Source organism: Coprococcus sp. AF16-22 (assembly GCF_003461545.1).
In the GTDB taxonomy this organism is placed as follows: Bacteria; Bacillota; Clostridia; order Lachnospirales; family Lachnospiraceae; genus Coprococcus; species Coprococcus aceti.
Window position 1 is genome coordinate 72,413 of the sequence record NZ_QTXH01000008.1, and the last position, 18,266, is coordinate 90,678.

Consider the following 18,266-nt stretch of genomic DNA (forward strand, 5'->3'; position numbering starts at 1 on the left):
CCATTGCTAACAAATGGAGGAATATAGGGTGCGAATAATAAATAGAATTAAACGAAAACTAAGTTCTATTATTAATGATCCTTGGGTGAAAAACAACGGGGAAGTTAGAAAGGAATTTGGATTATTTACTGGTTTAATTATCTTGGTTTTAAATATTGTTGATATGGTAACCAGTTATAAGACAGTATTTTACAAGAACTATTTACTAAAGATAATTAAAAAGGACGTACAGATAACTGTAGACAAATATAAAAAAGATACTTGTGTATTTGACGGTAAAATCACAAATAATGCTAAGATACATGTATGGGTGATATGGTGGCAAGACATAAAAAATGCACCTCAAATAGTTCAAGAGTGTATAGCAAGCCAAAGACTATATATTAATAATAAATATTATGAATATCATTTACTAAATAGTGAGACAGTTTGGGACTATGTTGAACTACCACAGGAAATTATAGAGAAATTTAATCGTAAGGAAATAGGATTTGCGCACTTTTCGGATATTTTAAGACTGGCTCTAATAAAAAAATATGGAGGAGTCTGGATGGATGCCACAATTTTTATGACAAATCAGCTTCCTGAAAGTATAAGAGCGAGTTCTTTTTATTCAAATAAGAAAAAAGCCGATGGATATAATCAGAGAAAATTAATATCAGAGGGTAAATGGACAACCTACTTTTTTAAAGCAGAGCCCGATGATATTATTGTTTCATTTGTTCTAGATGCACTTATTGAATATTGGAGAAAGCATTCTGTGGCTGTAGATTATTTTTTGTTTGATTATTTAATAGCAGTTGCATATGATGAATTTTCACGCGCGAAACATGAAATAGATTTGATCCCTGAGAATAATCCGGAAGTATTTAGTCTTTTTGTTGAGAGAAATAAAAGATATACTCTTGAATTCTTTGAAAAAATTACAAAAGATACTATTATTCATAAACAGTCCTATAAGTTTCCCTACAGTAAACAGGATAAAGACGGTTTTATAACGAACTGGGGACATGCTTGCGAAAGGATAAAATAAATGAGTCTTAAGAGTGATCGAATAAAAAATACAAGGAGAAATGCTATATGGGGAATTGTAAATAAGTTCATTACAATACTCCTTCCGTTTATTACCAGAACAGTTTTGATTTATGTGTTGGGGGTTGAATATGTTGGCATAAACGGACTGTTTTCTTCTATATTACAAGTCTTGAGCTTAGCGGAACTGGGATTTTCTAGTGCAATTGTTTATAGCATGTATAAGCCGCTGGCAGAGAATGATAACGATGTTGTATGCGCATTGCTCCAGTTCTACAAAAAAATATATCGCTGCATTGGTAGTATTGTGCTGATAATTGGTGTTGCACTGATTCCTTTTCTGAAGTACTTGATTTCAGGATCTTGTCCGAGCGATGTTAACATATATGTTGTTTATATAATTTATCTTCTTAATACGTCCTGTAGCTATTTCTTATTTGCTTATAAAAAATCTTTGCTTTCAGCTGTGCAAAGGCAGGACATTATTAGTAAAGTTGCAATGATTAATAAAATCATCAGTAGCTTTATCCAGATTGTGGGATTGCTTCTCCTGAAGCAGTACTATATCTTTATTGTGGTTTTACCGTTGATGTCTTTGCTGGATAACTTGCTGTGTGAATTTCTGGCAAAAAAATATTATCCTCAATTTGAGTGCCACGGAAAGCTCGATAAGAAATATAAGGAAGATATTATTGAAAAAACAAAGGGATTGCTTATTCACAAAATTTGCGGTGTGACACGCAATTCATGTGATAATATTTTCATATCTATGTTTTTGGGGTTAACGCCAGTTGGCATATATAGCAACTACTATTATGTCATGAGTTCAGTAAGAGGAATCCTGGATGTATTTACGGTTTCTATGAGTGCGAGTGTTGGTAACAGCGTTGCTATTGAAAGCGTAGAAAAAAATTATAAGAATTTAAATTTGTTTACATTTATATATGAGTGGCTATGCGGTTGGTGCACGGTTTGTATGCTTTGCCTTTTTCAGCCTTTTATGAGAATTTGGGTTGGAGAAAAGGCGATGTTTTCATTTGATGTCGTGATTGCAATTTGCATATATTTTTATGTTTGGACAATTGGAGATATTAAAAGTCAGTATGCCGATGCCGCAGGCCTTTGGTGGAAAGATCGAATCCGAGCGTCTGTTGAAGCAATTGCCAATATAGCGTTGAATTATGTCCTTGTAAAAAATTTTGGCGTTTTTGGAATTGTTATTGCGACAGCAATATCAATTCTATTTATTGGCTTTCCTTGGAGTACAAAGATTGTATTTGATAATTATTTCAAAGGAAAAAGCTTTTTGCGTTATATGCGTGACGAAGTATTTTATGCAGTGGTTACAATTATAGTTTGCTTTGTCACTTATGAGATTTGTAACTTCGTTAATGTGTCTGGAATTCTGGGGCTTATTATATATGCAGTTATTTGTGTTATAATTCCTAATGTTCTATATTTGCTGGCATATTTTAAGTCACGTTATTTTAAAGATGCAGTACGATTTGTAAAGAAAATTGTTGTAAAGGGGTGATTATGTGTGATTTCGGTAGTGATGCCAGCCTATAACAGAGAAAATATTATAAAAGAAGCGATTAATAGTGTTTTAGGCCAAACATATGAGGATATTGAGTTAATTGTTGTTGATGACGGCTCCACTGATCAAACTTCTAAAGTGGTTCGTGAAATTGAGGATCCGAGATTAAAATATTTTTATCAAGAAAATGCAGGAGCTTGTGCGGCTAGAAATAAGGGGGTTGAGCTCTCGCAAGGAGAACTTGTTGCCTTTCATGATAGCGATGATATTTGGCATCAAGACAAATTAGAAAAACAGATAAAGGTGATGGAAACATCAGGTGCAGATCTTGTTTTTTGTAAACTTGTCAAATATTATGCGAATGGAAAAACTCAGCTATTGCCAGATTCAATAAGTGAGGGCTTTTTGAATCCCGTCGAAAACTTGTTTGGAATAGGGACACAAAGCCTATTAGCAAAAAAAGAAGTATTTGAAAAATGTCCATTTGATACTTCGATGCCACGCTTTCAGGAGTTTGAAATGCTGGTCAGAATTGCAGAAAAGTATCGAATTTATTGTCTTGATGATGGACTGGTTGATTATAAAATCGGAAATGATTCTATAAGTAGTAATCCTGAAAAACTTTATAAAGCCTGTGATTTAATTTTACAGAAGCATCCATCTTTTCAGAAAAAATACCCTAAAATGATGCATGTTATGGCTAGTGCGTTACAGGATGCGGGAAATGAATTGAAAAAATCGGGAAAAAATAATTATAAGAAATTCTACGATAAAAGCTTAGAGTATGATAGCTCGTTAAAAAGAAAAATTTCAATTTATATTAAAGGAATTATTTGAGGGATGAACTTATGTTTGATAAAATAAAATTATGGCTAAAGAAAAAAGAGTGGAGAAAAAGAAATGTTCATAATGAAACTAGTATTGTGAATGCTTTTAACTTTGCTCAGGTTTCAGTTGGAAAAGGTACTTATGGAGGAATAACTGCTATTTTAATGGCAGATGATTCTTGTATTAAAATTGGAAACTACTGTTCGATAGGACCCAAGGTTATTTTTATGGGGGGGGGCGAGCATAATTACAAGAGGATATCTACATATCCTTTTCAATCAAAAGTTTATAAACAAAAAACTAATAACCCCGTGAATCACTCCATTATCATAGAAGATGATGTTTGGATTGGATATGATGCGCTTATTATGCCCGGAGTAACTATTGGTAAAGGTAGTGTTATTGGTGCAAGAGCGATTGTCACAAAGGATGTTCCGCCGTATTCGATATATGTTGGTAATAAAGTAATCAAGAAAAGATTTTCTGAGGATATTATAAATAAACTGAGCATAATTGATTTTTCAAAAGTTGAGCACACCAGTTTTGATACATATATAAATTACTGCCAAACAGAAATCACTTCAAGTAATGTGGATGATATACTGGAGTGCTTCGTTACGAGAAAATAATATTTGAGGGCATCTAAAAGGAGTTTTTCAGGCAATAAATACCATTTTTTGTTCTGCTATGATTTTTGTATGTGGCTATATTGTTACAAGTATTGTAAATAGGATTCCATTTGTGGGGAAATGGATTGTTTAAAAGAAAAAGAATAGAGGGAAAAAGGAAAAAATGACCACAACATTACTTATCATGGCTGCTGGAATCGGCAGCCGCTTCGGAATAGGAATCAAGCAGTTGGAACCAGTTGATGACGTGAACAATATCATCATGGATTACTCGATTCACGATGCGATTGAGGCAGGCTTCAACCATGTGGTCTTTATTATTCGCAAGGATATCGAGGAGGAGTTCAAAGAGGTCATCGGTAATCGTATTGCCTCTATTTGCTCCTCTCATAATGTAACTGTGGACTATGCTTTCTAGGATATCAATGATATTCCGGGAGAACTTCAGGCAGGCCGTACAAAACCGAGGGGGAACTGGACAGGCTGTGCTTGTAGCGAAAAATGTGATTGATACCCCGTTCATTGTGATCAATGCAGATGATTACTATGGCAAAGAAGGCTTCAAGGCTGTCCACGAATATCTGGTGATAGGCAGTCTGAGGTGTCAGGTGCAAATGAATATATTTATTTAAATATGCCTGTGCTGTACTAAATAATTGGGGCAGTTGCGATAGTAACAAATAGTATATATCATTATTTGAGTTTATTTGTAGATAATAAAGATGAACATAAACTTATTACTTACTAATGAGGAGAAAACAAATGGAGACAACTTTACTTATAATGGCGGCAGGAATCGGTTCAAGGTTTGGAACAGGAATAAAACAGCTGGAGCCTGTAGATGATGGTAATCACATTATCATGGATTATTCAATTCATGATGCCATAGAGGCAGGATTTAATCATGTCGTATTTATTATTCGCAAGGATATCGAGAGAGAATTTAGATCTGTTATAGGTGATCGGATTGCCGCCATTTGCGGGAAATCTGGCGTTACGGTTGATTATGCATTCCAGAATATCGAGGATATTCCAGGGGAGCTGCCGACAGACAGAACAAAGCCATGGGGAACAGGACAGGCCGTGCTTGCAGCTAAAGCCGTGCTGAAGACACCATTTGTCGTGATAAATGCAGATGATTATTATGGCAAGGAAGGCTTCAGGTTGGTTCATGAGTATCTGGTGAATGGAGGACAGTCATGTATGGCTGGATTCGTACTTAAGAATACATTGTCTGATAATGGTGGTGTGACCAGAGGCATTTGCAAGATGGACGATCAGAATAATCTGACAGAGGTGGTGGAGACCAAGAATATCGTCAAGACTGTGGACGGTGCAGAGACGGACGGCACAGCCATTGATACGGAGTCTCTGGTGTCCATGAACATGTGGGGACTGACACTGGAATTCTTGGATATGTTGGAGGCAGGATTTGCGGAGTTCTTTGAGACGGAGGTTCCGACTGATCCACTTAAGGCAGAGTTCCTTATTCCTACATTTATAGGAGAACTTCTGGATGAGAAGAAGATGACGGTTAAGGTTCTCCGGACGAATGATAGCTGGTATGGTATGACGTATAAGGAGGATGTTGAGGCTGTTAAGGGGAGCTTTAAGGGGATGATTGAGGACGGTGTGTATGAGAAGGATTTGTTTGGGGATTTGTAGATAGGATGTTTATATGGATGTGATGTGATATGATGTGATGTGATTGCCAGCCCGGAAGGGCTGGCAATTGGTGGTTATAGGTAATATTATAGACCTGTTGTGATTTGCTATACAATGTGGATTGAAAAAAGAAAGTATGCTATAATGTTTAATACCAAAGTATGCAATGAAACAAGTGGTTGATGATAATTTTACGAAAAACAAAGTGGGGAGGGATATAATATGGATGATTTATTCGAATCAATTCGTAATAAAAAATAATAGAGATCTTCAATTGCTGAAATGAGAAACAAGGACAGTGATGCGCATGGAGTTGGGACTAATAGGATAGCGATTGATGAACATCATGCAAGACTGTTTGTAAATGCGGCAATGACAATGTCAGATTTTATATTATCTGTTTATATTAAGGAGGCATGACGATATGATTCATAGAGTGACTTGTGATAAATGTGGTTCCATTTCGGAATATGATGATAGATCTATATGGGAGGGCAACCGTGAACGTGAAGAGGTAGAATGCCCTGTGTGTGGGAATATTATTGGGAGCGTTTTTACAGACCTTATACCTGTAGCAAGGCTTATAAGTAAAGGATAAATTATGTATAGAAAAGTAATGTTTTCATTGATGTTGCTGTCATTGATACTATTATCTCTAATTGCATGGAAAGTTGGTGTGTTTACAGCAATTGTAGGCCTACCATTCTTTCCGTTAGTAGAGAAGATTGTTACAAATACATATTTTTCTGGTGTAGCTTGCAGTATTATTGCTGTTATTATTATTTACAAATGGCAGGTGTTGTATAGCAAGAGAAAGCTGAAGCAGGATTTTAGATGTAACGAATGTATTGAAGGTATATATGATGGCATTGAAGCAGTTAAAAATATATGCCATTAGTTCCAGAAAAGGAAAAATGGGATAGAGTTTGTGATTATGAAGAATTTCGCAAAAAAAATGCAAAGAAATATATTGATTTCTATGGGGAGCATAAAGGTGACATTTATATTGCAAATTTGACATTATCATACAAGGGCAATGATTTGCTGATTGACTCAATTCAATCATGCTTTTTCATTAACCTTAATTTCAAGTTGTTGGGGATTTTGAATCATGTGAAGAATAGGCTGCCAAATCTCAGAAACAAATACCCTGAAATTGAGAAGCTGGCAAAAGAATACATAGAATCGGCTAGTGAAGACATAATGATACAACTGGGAGAAACGTTGGACTCATACTATGTAGATGTGAGATGTATGGCAGACTACTGGCAGAAGTTGCTTGATTATTTAGAGTATAATCCGACGTTCGTTAAACTATTTGTAAAAACGTATAATGCACGATATAAATTTGAAGATGATATAAAGTTGCCAGTAACGGTTAGGAATAGCCAGGCTATTGATGTGGAGAGAGAAGTAAAAAAGGCGATTCTAAGATATAAAATCAGAAACTTTTGGAAAAAATAAGAGTGTATAAGCACGATTAAAATAACTTTTACATTTTATAATTTGTGAAAGAGAGAATATAATGAAGCACATTTTACAAGACAATGCACTTGAATCATGGGCAATGTCCATTAAATATAGCAATTTCATTTTAAACGGAAAGGCTACACTACAATATCGAAAACAATTTGTATCATCCTTACACAATGCGGTCGAGCTATTTATCAAGCAGTTGATGCTTGATAATAATGATCACAGGGTATGCAGCGTAAGAAAGGGTTGTGATGCAGGTGGACATCCGGCGGTAGAATTTTATAATGCCGCGGATCTTAATAGTTACTTTGAGAACCTGGCAGATGAAGACATGAAAAAGTTCTATTCGATTGAATTTAATGAGATACAGAGGTTGGTCAAAGAACTATTTAGTGGATATTATGGTGAGCATTCTGACGATAAGATAGTTGTGGATGATTCGATTGCATTATTAGGACGGCTGAGAAACGGAGAAACACATTTCTTCGTTGAAAAGAATAGTTTTCTCACTGATAAGGAATTTCAAAAACTATATAATTTTATGATTGTGTTAAATGCAATACTACATTATTATAACTTGCTTCCGTATTGGGGAAAGCCATGGGGAGAATTTGAAAGATTTGAGGTAGGCGAGACAAGCTTACAGAATTTTTCGTATAAGAAAGCCGTTCAACAATCAAAATTCTATCAAAAGTTGAAAGAATGTATTTCTGAAGAAGTGTATCCTGCAAATGGAAATACTGCATATGACTATGCTGAAGACATGTACTTTTATTTACGGAATAAAGATAAAGACATGGATTTTGATGAATTGTGGACTTGTATTGAGATGGCAGTTCATTACGATCTATTATCGTATGAAGATGTTGTTGATGAGTATGATGAACCGGAGATAGGGACCGGGGCGAATGTTTATAGGGTGTTTAAACTTAAGTAGCGTAGATTAGAAGGTTATATTATAAAGATTATACAAGTTTTTAGGTATTTATAGATATATGAAATGAGGCCTGAATGTGAAGCGGCATATCAATAATCCATATAAAGTAAACTGGATTATGTACATAAGTATTGGCGGAATATCAGTACTGATAATGATTTGTGCAGTTTGGTGGAACAGGTGTACAAATAGTTTCGTTTCGGATGTGATAAAAAACTTAGCATTTGGTTGCGTAGCATCAACTTTAGTTGTCTTACTGATCTAGTGTCTGGAGTGTCGGGTACGAATAAAAATTCTGTGAAAAGATGGTGAGGAGAGTCATGAAAAATATAAGACAAGAGTATTATGATGGTGAATTTGAATATAATGGGCATATGATTAAATATCATATAGGAGATGAGTTTAAAAACAAGAAGTATGATAATCATGGACAATTGGTAAAAGCATTGAGATACATAGATTTTATAGATGAGACGGATTCAAAAAAAGGTGGAGTTTATCCGTATTATGATGTTATAGAAAAGATTACCAATATTAGCCAATGGGATGCACTTGATTTATATAAAAAAATGTGCGAGATGGGGGAAGATAAGCATGATAGATAAATCCTATTTTGAAGAAGCTGGGAAGATATATAATGTATCGTATAAATATGAGAAGAAGATAGTTTGGGCAATTACTTATGTAGATGGAGTGCAGATAAAAGCATATGGGACAGATGAAGAAACTGCTTATTGGGCTGTTCAGCAAAAAGTATATCAACAATTAAATGTTAGATTATAATCAGAAAGATCTGATGTGCCAGGTGCAGACGAACATTTGTACTTGGACGCTTGAGATTCCTTCGCGAAAACTCAGCCGCTAGCGAAAAAGTTTACCACTCCGCTAGCGAATTAGTTTACCATCTGCTACTGAAAAAGTTTACCATGTCGGTCCAAATATAAGGGAAGACCCATATATAAGATGTGCAGGAAAGAATCACCATTAAGATGTTTTTAAAGGTTCTGAATATACGACTGGAGGTTCCTGGTGCAGGTGAACATTCTGTGAACATTTGCACTGGCACGTTTTAGAATTCTTCGTCAAATTATGGCTTTTGCATAGAAACAGATATAAAATAAACATATAATTATAGATTGTGGTACAGGAGTATAAAGAATTTAAAAAAATACGTCAACAGGGGTTGTGCGAATTTGTTTTGTATGATATTATCCGTAAATAACGATATTGATCTTTGGGGAGGAAGATAGGGCATGACAGTAGGACAACGAATCTTTGAATTATTGGATCAAAAAGGAATGTCACAGAAAGAGTTTTCAATTAGAACTGGGATAGCGACCACAACGATCAGTGATTGGCGGAAGAAGAATACGAATCCGGGTTCAGATAAAATATTGCTTATATGTGCAGCTCTGGATGTAACACCAGAATATCTGCTATCTGGTGTTACAGAGGATAGCAAGAGAGGACGGGCTATGGACTATGTGGTTATTCCTAAGGATACTGAAGAACGATGGGTTATAGATACATTTAGCAAGATGGATTTTGAAGACAGGGAGCATCTGATTTCATATATGAAGATGATGGCGAAGAAATAATGAATTTTGAATGTAGAGAAGTGGAGAAGCATATACTTATAATACAGCAGCGTGCTGTCTTCAAACTCGAGGCTAGCATATTGACAGCAAGAGCATTTGAATATATACTTTAATTACAGTAGGTATTTACTGCAAATGTTTGTTGCTACTCGATACGCAACTAAAATAAGGTCGAGTTCAAATGTTTGTCGCTACTCGATATGCGACTTATAAAAGGTCGAGTTCAAATGTTTCGAGACTTCATTCGTGAGAGTGAGGTCTCTTTTTGTTAGGAGAAATAAATGGAAGTAGGACATTTTTATTACATAGATGATAGTTATTTTATGGATTTTCCAGATCAATATCTTATGAAGAATAAAGAGACAGTAAATGGGCAGGTGCATGATAGACCTTGTTTTTATACATTCAAAGATAATTCTACAGGAATATATTGGATGATTCCATTTTCATCTCAGGTATCAAAGTTTAAAAAGATCTATAACAGCAAAATACAAAAATATAAGCGCTGTGATACCATAGTTTTTGGCGAGGTGCTCGGTCATGAAAAAGCGTTCCTTATTCAAAATATGTGTCCTATTACATCAAAATATATGAAAAATGAATATTTTGATGCAAGGTCAAATGTACCGGTTCGTGTGACCGGTATATTGGAAAAAGATTTAAAAGAAAAAGCAAGCAAAGTGTTGGCGCTACAGAGGAAAGGCGCAAAACTTATATTCCCCAATGTATTAGAAATTGAAAGAAAGTTACTTGATATGTAATTCATTATACTATAGAGGCAGGATTTAATCATGTTGTATTTGTTATCAGCAAGTATATGCGGAGTTATTGAGACTGAGGTTCCAGGTGATCCGATTAAGGCTAAGTTCTTTATTACTGCATTTATAGGAGCGATTTAAGGGGCTGGCAATTGGTTGTTATGAGGAATTATATATTGACATAGAAAAACACAATATTCAAGATACACATTGATTTTGAATACTAAAGACATAGTATAAAAAAGAATTGTATGGTAGAATGTTAATGGAGTATAAAGAAGTTGTATTGATAGAATTAGAAAAATATTGCAGAAAAGCGCACAATAGGTCAATGTTATGATGTTGGAGTAAATCGGTGGAGAGAATGGAGAATAGAGTTATATATAATGTGAAGGTCAATGAAGATACATATAAAGTGGAATTGGAAAAAAATGTGATGGCTAATAGCAGTTTTGAAGTTCAATAATCAAGTGCGAATGTTTGTTTTGAAACAATAAAATCAGAATATGATTATTGCGTTACAAGGGCAGAAAAGCTAAGTTATTTAAGTAGTAAATATATTGGATGTTCCAGAGTAATATTATTGTGTGGAGATATTGCCAATTCAGTAGACGGAGAAAACGCATGTCCATACGGGCAAGACTCCTTAATATGCTAGTTTACTCATACAGAGTATAGCATGTCTGCCAAAGTCTTCCTTGACAGTAACTTTGGCATTTGCTCGATAAATAAAAGTTATTTGAGAATTATTATATAAAGTGGTATACTTTTTAATTGCTAGTTCAAATATGTCAGGAAATGTATAGGGGGATTGTGCTTTGTTGAAAGACAATGATATAAGAACAACCTTGATTGATGAATTGAATAAAATAAATGCCAAACATGATTATAGAATTGTAGAGGAATTGGCTGTTTGTGATGGGGAAGCAAGAGTTGATGTTGCGGTTGCAAATGGAAAACTGTGTGGATACGAGATTAAAAGTGATGCAGATACATTAGAACGACTTCCGTTACAACAAAAATGCTATGATAAGACGTTTGATATGGTTTCAATTGTGGTAGGAGAGAAGTTTAAAGATAAAATAGAAGAATATATTCCTGAATATTGGGGAATATACATAGTTTGTGAATCCAAAGGAGAATATAGAATTAGAAAGAAACGAAATGCTAAAATAAATAAAAACATAGAAGCTATTTCTTTACTTGAATTATTATGGAAAGAAGAACTTATTTCACTATTGAAAAAGGCTGGAGTAAAAGGAATATCTGGAAAAAATAGAAGAATATTGCGTCAAATAATACTGGAGAAATTTTCTTTAAAACAAATAAGAGATTATACACGAGAAACTATTAAATATAGAGAGAATTGGAGAGATTAGATATATTTATTCTAATCTCTCCGTTTTTTACATTAAAGAGACGATCAAGGTAATATGGTGATTAAAACTATATTCGACCCAATTGGTGAGATTCCCTCCCTTGCTATATGTTCCGTTAGCTATCGAATCTATTATGCCATCTCCATATGAGAATGACTTACCAGAATAAAGAGGGTGGTTTATGAGCTGTTTACATGCAGTTACTATATTTGTTAAGTCGAGCCCGCCTTTTTTGAGAGGAAGTCCTTTATAGATTAGATATTTTTCCTCGGTAGAATATTTAATTTTAAAAGTAGGAGACATGCCAATTACGTAAGGTGTTTCATTTAAGTTCATAGGTCCATAGTCAGCATATACATAATTAAAAGTAAAATTACGTTGTAAATTCAGGGATATTTGATGTATTGCTAATTCTGCACGTTTGCGCTCGCTTATGCAATTTGATGTAAGGCTTGATATATCCTTAGGGAATGAACAACTGGCAACAATAACACGCCTGTAATTAGATAAATTAGGAATATCAGATATTGCTGTTGTTAATGCTGCTTTTTTAGGATATATCTCATCGTCGATGTAAGTTAAGTCAAGTAACAGATCCGTTTCTTCGGGAATAATCCAAGAATTTTCAATATAATCATGCAGAGTTTGACCTATCGATTCAAAGTCGTTCACGCGTATCCTTAAGCAAATTCCATTTGTATTTTCTAAACTTGCCGCATGGCTGATATTGATTTCATCATTGATGTCAAAAGCTGGTATAGCTCCTGGATGATGTATGAGTGTGAATAAATTTCTGTATATATCAAAATATTCGTCAGGGTTATAAACGTCTGCGTACCAACTGGCTGATAAATATAAATAGAATAATTTATCCTCCCAACTTATGTTGAAAGATGATATCAATTTTTTAAATTTTTTTTCGTAGGCAGATTCGTCTGTGGTTGTTGAGGAAACTGTAGGAGGAGCAACCTCAATAAATGGAATAATTTGACTTGATATTTCAGAAGGAAGATTTTCAAGACATTTTCTCTCCCCAGTTTTCCATCTCAAAATTGGTGTATATTTTATATCCATAGTATGCATCTCCTTTTGTATTAATTTATTATGGGTTTGTGACTTAGTATATTTATAAACTGTATCAAAATCTTACAACTGTCTATATATTAGGTTAACATATATATTAACTAGAGTCAATAAGTAAGAGGCAATGCCATTAAGCTAAGTGTTCGATAAAGTGTTATGTGTGAAAAACACTCGTGGGTAGAGTGGATGATTACAAGCCAAATGTACAAAACAGAATTTTTAAGCATGACAAATAGACAGATTACTATCCATTTGCGTGTTTTAGATAGAGGAAGGAAACTTCAATTCCCCACCTATAGTGGTATCTCTTTCATGTCGTTGACATTAATTGCATTAGGTGTAAGTACAAGAACAATTGATGCTTATGGGGATTTTATTTAGAAGTGTGGAAGAAAAATAATAATTGATGGAGATAATGGTGGATTTTGTGCAGCGTGCGCACCTGATCATTGATGATGATGTTGTTGGGATGTCCCACTATAACTAGGCGGGCTATCTAATTACTAATTGTTTAGGAGAAACGGAATGGGTAAATATTTTGATAAATTAGATGATAAATTGAGATAATATAGGGCTTAAGCAAAGGTTATTGTTTACTGAAAGAAGGCTATTTGTGGTTGCCAGCCCATAAGGACTGGCAATTAGTAGTTATTGGGGATAAAACATATATTGCGTTTTACTATACAATATGGATTTGAAAAAAGCTATATGATATAATATTGACTATCAAAGTACATATTAAGATAAATGATAAAGTGCAATTTGTAGACAAATGTTCATTCATTGTAAAAAAAGAAAAATGGAGGGGAATAAAGATGAAAAATGAAAACTGGGAAAACAAGAAAAAGGTTATGTATTCATTAAAAGCACCTAAGAAGTTAGCAATTCGTCCGTCAAAAATACAAGATAGGCAGCAGTATCGCTCGGAATTTATGAGAGATAGAGATCGGATATTATATTGTAAGGCGTTTAGGCGTCTATCTGGTAAAACTCAGGTGTATTTATCGGGAAGTGACGATCATAAAAGAACAAGATTGACACATACTTTAGAAGTTGCACAGATTGCAAAGACAATTGCACTTGAACTGAGATTGGACGTAGATTTAACAGAGGGGATGGCGTTGGGACATGATATAGGACATACACCTTTTGGACATGCAGGCGAGAGAATGTTGCATCAAATAATGACGCCGACAAAGAAGAAGGATGTTATTGACTCTCCATACGAGAATATTAGAAATGGAGAATATAAAAAGTTTTATGGCTTTAAGCATAATTTACAGAGTGTATGTGTAGCATTGTCGCAGGAAAAGGATTATGGTGATACAGGGTTAGATTTGACCAATTTTACATTGTATGGTATGGCGGCACATTCATCAAAGGAGTATAAGAATGACCCTATAAAAGAATCTTTAAGTTATTATGCACAATATGATAAATATATGAAACTTCCTAATAGTGATAATTTTGCATGGTCATTTGAAGCTTATGTTGTAAAAGAGGCAGATGAAATTGCACAGAGACATCATGACATAGAGGATGCAATAAGAGGAAAACTTCTATCAAAGGAAGAAGTTGTAAAACAGATCACTAATTGCTTTAGATCGTTTTTTCGCTCCAGTGAAAGAAAAATTTTAAGAGAAATAAAAAATACATATGACGAAGAGACTAGCATAACTTTACTTTCAAGGTTACTTGTTAATCTGTTTGTTACTCGAATAATAAGATGTTCAATATATAATATGAACAAGTTTATTGTCGATAATAATTTAAATGAGAAGAAATTTTCTTATTTCTTATTGAATAATCCACAACCAGATGTGGAGCGGATTATCTCATATGATTATGTAGGGGATGAAACACTATTTAAAAATGCAATGAAAGAGTTTGAAAACAGTATTTCAACTAGAGTACTATCTTCTTATGATATTCAAAAATCTGATGCACGCGGACAGTATATTATTAGAAAGATATTCGCAGCATTATATAAAACTCCATCTCAATTGCCAGATCATTGTATTATAGAGTTTTATTTGAATACTAAAAAACTGGAATCTAACGATATTCAGGAGATAATTAGAAATAATGGAATTGGAGAATTAAGATCGAGATTTTATAATTTAGTTAAGGGCGACAAGTTAAATATAGAGGATAAATTTACATTAATGAGAACTATATGTAATCAGATTGCTGGTATGACAGACTCATATGCTGCAAAGATATATAATAGTTTATATAATTAGATAGTTAAGACAGTTGCGGGGTAATAGCTTACATGGATGAATTAGTAAAATAAATAGGAGGTGATGGCGTGGAGGAAAGAAATGATTTAAAATCTATAATAGCAGGATTAGTAATTATTATTGGAGGCGTAGTAGCAATTCTTATTGATTTATTTTGGTTAAAAACTGACCGTAGTATTTGGATTAGTATTGGGTGTTCGTTACTTGCATCTGGTATTGTTATTTTAGCTCAAGTATTATTAATAGAAGATAGGAAAGTAAATCCTTTGGAAAAATGGGGATTGGAGAAAATATATGAAACCAGAGCTGAAAAAAATCAAGAATCTGATCCGGAATTGGATAAAGCGAAAGTGCAAATTGATGCGGTAGCTTTTGGATTGAAAGCTTTTCGTTCAAGGAGTAAAAAAAAGTAGAGAAGGTTTTAAAAAGAGGAGTAAATATCAGAATACTGACAATGAATCCAGAGGAAAACAATTTATTTTTGAAGCAACGAGAGGTAGAAGAGCAGGAGACAAATGGCCAAATTTTAAATAGTATAATTCAATTGGTTAGATGGGCTAATCAATTGAATTCGCGTAATTATGATGGCAAAGTACTTGTTAAAGGTTACAAATGTATGACTTTGGATTTTTATTGGCGCGTAGATGATGAGATTTACATTGGACCATACTGGTATCATTATGGAAGTCAACAAACAATCACGTATAAATTTAAAAAAGGCAAGAAAGGCTTTGATATTTACAGCGAGTATTTTGAGGATTTATGGGAAGATGTGGAAAATACAGTTATGTTAACAAAGTGAGGAGAATGGGAATGGTTGAGGAAAGACATTTTGACATAGGAGATATAGTTAGACATTTTAAACGGGAATTTGTGACAGATAATTCTTCAATGTATATTTATAGAATAATTGCATTTGCAATTCATAGTGAAAATAATGAGCGCTTAGTTATATATCAGGGACTTTATCCGCCATATAAGACCTGCGCGCGGCCATATGAAATGTTTATAAGTAAGGTTGATTCAGAAAAATATCCAAATGTAAAACAAAAGTATAGGTTTGAGAAAGTAAAAACTGATATGTGGCCTGATTGTGCTTTATCCTTGGAGAAGACTTTATGATTGGCTTTGGGTAAGAGGCAATACCCATTAAGCTAAGTGTTCGATAAAGAGTTCTGTGTAAAAAATATTCGTGGGTAGAGTGAATAAGTATGGATATTTGAGATGCCAGTGAATATTCCGTGAATATCCGTGCTAATAGGGCTTAGGAAATTTCATGAAAACTCTGTTAGGTGTATAGAAACTGATATTATAAAAATATGATTATTTTTGGTGTGTATGCAACTGAAATAAGGTCAAGTTCAAATGGTTCGGGACTTCATTCGTGAGAGTGAGGCCTCTTTTGTTAGGAGAAAGAAATAGAAGTAGGGCATTTTTATTACATACAGTACATTTGGAAAGAAGTGAATGAGATGATTTTCAGAAAAAAGAAGAAAACAACTGAAAGCCTATCCCCAATAGATACGATCATAGTTATTGGAAACGGATTTGACAGGTGGCAAGGGCTGAATACATCTTATGCGGACTTTCAGACATATTACCATGAACACTTGGATGAAATTTTGAAAAAGTTCCATATCAAAAAGCGCAAGTATGTCAGTCCCGACGGTACGGTCGAAGAATGGTCAGATGTAGAGTTGATTTATGGAGACCCATTTGAACCTAGGGAACTTGATAATGAATTTTGGAATGATTTTGAAAATTCATTGGCTGATATTGATGCAGAACGACTTAATCTTTTCTTTGGAAAAGAGAGAAGTGATCTAAAAGACATGCGGAGGTCACTTCGTAATGCGAAAAGAATTTTAACAGAGGCTTTTTGTGGATGGATTGCCACAATTTCTATCACAAAGGAAGATGCAGGGTATCAGTTTGGAGATAACTGTGTGTTCATCAATTTTAACTATACAGATACGCTACGAAAACGCTTTGGCGTCGACGAAATGAGAGAATTTCATATACACGGTGAGGCCACAGACAAAAAATCTATTGTTTTTGGACACAATCGACATCCGCAGGAACCGGAAACGCTGCTTGCAACAATGGGAGGACGCTTTGGGGGATTGTATTTGGTGGATGAAATCTTATATGAAACAGATAAGCACTGCCAGGACAATATCCAGATCCTGTGCATGTTCCTAGCAATGAATGATGTAATGTGTGAGGAGATTAAAGACATCTATGTCTTGGGACAGTCGATGAGTCCTGTGGATATTGAGTATTTTGATTTCCTGATGAGATGCAGTAAAGTGCCGTCCTTGGACAATGCGGAAGAAGAATCAGGTGAACTTGAGGCAGAAGATGAATTGGATGAGCTGGATGAACTGAATCAGCGAATACAGTTCATAATTGACGAGATTGGATATCACAATACAGCGAATGAAAATGCCGCAAATGCCATGGAAAGATGGCAGCAAAGGGAACAAGCTGCGAGAAACGAGCAATATAGCAAAGAATTCCTGAAGATGATTGGTAACCCAACAAAGACGGAACTGGATTCCGTAAAGGTTGCTCCCAGAACAGAAGATGCGAAATGGCATATTTCTTATTTCGGGAATACGGATAAGGAATGGAAAGAAATTGTGATGAAAGAGCTAGGTTGTAGTAACTATCAATTATATCCAAGTATAGATGAATGTATTTCTAAGTGGAAAAAGTGATTGTATTTGGAAGACTATGAGTCTACATGGATGCGTTGCTTAAAGATAGGGGCAATAAGAGTTGCCGTGTGCAAGTGATTCCGAAGTGAATGAATTATTGGAGTTAAAGAAAAAAGACTTGATACATTTTAAAATCTTACATATAATATAGGTGAAAGAAGAAATTCTTTGAGAGGATACGGATAGCACCTCTTTCCCTAGTGGGGGACAATAAATATACCATGAATGCTCGGCAATAGGTGATATGTTGTCGCTATCCTTATTTAGGACTTAGGGCTCGGTTCAATTGAACTGAGCCTTTATTCGTATATGGAGAAGAAAATGTTAACAGTACCGGATTTGATAAATATTCAATATATACCAGAAATAACTGACATATCG

General features: G+C 34.5%; 19 protein-coding genes and 3 pseudogenes. 21 read left to right on the forward strand and 1 reads right to left on the reverse strand.

Annotated features, from left to right (window positions below):
- Positions 1–28 precede the first annotated feature (28 nt).
- The 16 genes and pseudogenes from DWW60_RS09745 (at position 29) to DWW60_RS09815 (ending at position 11,839) form a co-directional block, all read left to right on the forward strand.
- Complete coding sequence (locus DWW60_RS09745) at positions 29–1,033, forward strand: capsular polysaccharide synthesis protein (protein WP_158547601.1); 1,005 nt, start codon at positions 29–31, stop codon at positions 1,031–1,033.
- A complete protein-coding gene (locus DWW60_RS09750; RefSeq protein ID WP_117875256.1) occupies positions 1,034–2,566 on the forward strand; it encodes a hypothetical protein in 1,533 nt (510 codons plus the stop codon).
- A gap of 6 nt (positions 2,567–2,572) precedes the next feature.
- The gene (locus DWW60_RS09755) at positions 2,573–3,406 is read left to right on the forward strand and encodes a glycosyltransferase family 2 protein (RefSeq protein WP_117550453.1); all 834 of its coding nucleotides are present in this window, start codon (positions 2,573–2,575) and stop codon (positions 3,404–3,406) included.
- 320 nt (positions 3,407–3,726) lie between these two features.
- Positions 3,727–3,903 (forward strand): annotated as a pseudogene (locus tag DWW60_RS14105) (DapH/DapD/GlmU-related protein); the annotation flags it as partial.
- 286 nt (positions 3,904–4,189) lie between these two features.
- Positions 4,190–4,631 (forward strand): annotated as a pseudogene (locus tag DWW60_RS14045) (sugar phosphate nucleotidyltransferase); the annotation flags it as partial.
- A gap of 157 nt (positions 4,632–4,788) precedes the next feature.
- Positions 4,789–5,691, forward strand: coding sequence for a sugar phosphate nucleotidyltransferase (locus DWW60_RS09770; RefSeq protein ID WP_117875258.1), 903 nt, complete (start codon positions 4,789–4,791; stop codon positions 5,689–5,691).
- A gap of 273 nt (positions 5,692–5,964) precedes the next feature.
- Positions 5,965–6,111: an abortive infection family protein gene (locus DWW60_RS14050; RefSeq protein WP_255415676.1), complete on the forward strand. Its 147-nt coding sequence runs from the start codon at positions 5,965–5,967 to the stop codon at positions 6,109–6,111.
- Between the two features lie 4 nt (positions 6,112–6,115).
- The gene (locus DWW60_RS13420; protein WP_004851608.1) at positions 6,116–6,289 is read left to right on the forward strand and encodes a hypothetical protein; all 174 of its coding nucleotides are present in this window, start codon (positions 6,116–6,118) and stop codon (positions 6,287–6,289) included.
- 3 nt (positions 6,290–6,292) lie between these two features.
- Complete coding sequence (locus DWW60_RS09780; RefSeq protein ID WP_117875263.1) at positions 6,293–6,589, forward strand: hypothetical protein; 297 nt, start codon at positions 6,293–6,295, stop codon at positions 6,587–6,589.
- A complete protein-coding gene (locus DWW60_RS09785) occupies positions 6,580–7,155 on the forward strand; it encodes a hypothetical protein (RefSeq protein WP_117875264.1) in 576 nt (191 codons plus the stop codon). The genes DWW60_RS09780 and DWW60_RS09785 overlap by 10 nt, the downstream gene beginning before the upstream one ends.
- 61 nt (positions 7,156–7,216) lie before the next feature.
- Positions 7,217–8,104: a hypothetical protein gene (locus tag DWW60_RS09790; protein WP_117875265.1), complete on the forward strand. Its 888-nt coding sequence runs from the start codon at positions 7,217–7,219 to the stop codon at positions 8,102–8,104.
- Positions 8,105–8,424: 320 nt separating this feature from the next.
- Positions 8,425–8,709, forward strand: coding sequence for a hypothetical protein (locus DWW60_RS09795; RefSeq protein ID WP_117875266.1), 285 nt, complete (start codon positions 8,425–8,427; stop codon positions 8,707–8,709).
- On the forward strand, positions 8,699–8,887 hold the full coding sequence (locus DWW60_RS09800; RefSeq protein WP_117875267.1) for a hypothetical protein: 189 nt from the start codon (positions 8,699–8,701) through the stop codon (positions 8,885–8,887). The genes DWW60_RS09795 and DWW60_RS09800 overlap by 11 nt, the downstream gene beginning before the upstream one ends.
- Before the next feature lie 470 nt (positions 8,888–9,357).
- On the forward strand, positions 9,358–9,702 hold the full coding sequence (locus DWW60_RS09805; protein ID WP_117875268.1) for a helix-turn-helix domain-containing protein: 345 nt from the start codon (positions 9,358–9,360) through the stop codon (positions 9,700–9,702).
- 281 nt (positions 9,703–9,983) lie between these two features.
- A complete protein-coding gene (gene cptIN / locus DWW60_RS09810; RefSeq protein WP_117875269.1) occupies positions 9,984–10,463 on the forward strand; it encodes a type III toxin-antitoxin system CptIN family toxin in 480 nt (159 codons plus the stop codon).
- 818 nt (positions 10,464–11,281) lie between these two features.
- Positions 11,282–11,839, forward strand: coding sequence for a sce7726 family protein (locus DWW60_RS09815; RefSeq protein ID WP_158565904.1), 558 nt, complete (start codon positions 11,282–11,284; stop codon positions 11,837–11,839).
- A gap of 27 nt (positions 11,840–11,866) precedes the next feature.
- On the opposite strand, the gene DWW60_RS09820 is transcribed toward DWW60_RS09815, so the two are convergent.
- On the reverse strand, positions 11,867–12,913 hold the full coding sequence (locus DWW60_RS09820) for a beta family protein (RefSeq protein ID WP_158565905.1): 1,047 nt from the start codon (positions 12,911–12,913) through the stop codon (positions 11,867–11,869).
- A gap of 923 nt (positions 12,914–13,836) precedes the next feature.
- Here DWW60_RS09820 and DWW60_RS09825 point away from each other — a divergent pair.
- From DWW60_RS09825 to DWW60_RS09845, 5 genes and pseudogenes are all read left to right on the forward strand, one after another.
- A pseudogene (locus DWW60_RS09825) lies at positions 13,837–15,165 on the forward strand (deoxyguanosinetriphosphate triphosphohydrolase family protein); the annotation flags it as partial.
- 68 nt (positions 15,166–15,233) lie between these two features.
- Positions 15,234–15,578 (forward strand): hypothetical protein, encoded by a 345-nt coding sequence (locus DWW60_RS09830; RefSeq protein ID WP_117875273.1) that lies wholly within the window; start codon positions 15,234–15,236, stop codon positions 15,576–15,578.
- 41 nt (positions 15,579–15,619) lie between these two features.
- The gene (locus DWW60_RS09835; protein ID WP_117875274.1) at positions 15,620–15,967 is read left to right on the forward strand and encodes a hypothetical protein; all 348 of its coding nucleotides are present in this window, start codon (positions 15,620–15,622) and stop codon (positions 15,965–15,967) included.
- An 11-nt stretch (positions 15,968–15,978) separates the two neighbouring features.
- On the forward strand, positions 15,979–16,287 hold the full coding sequence (locus DWW60_RS09840) for a DUF1653 domain-containing protein (RefSeq protein ID WP_117550469.1): 309 nt from the start codon (positions 15,979–15,981) through the stop codon (positions 16,285–16,287).
- A gap of 350 nt (positions 16,288–16,637) precedes the next feature.
- Complete coding sequence (locus DWW60_RS09845; RefSeq protein WP_117875275.1) at positions 16,638–17,885, forward strand: AbiH family protein; 1,248 nt, start codon at positions 16,638–16,640, stop codon at positions 17,883–17,885.
- The last annotated feature ends 381 nt before the right edge of the window (positions 17,886–18,266 follow it).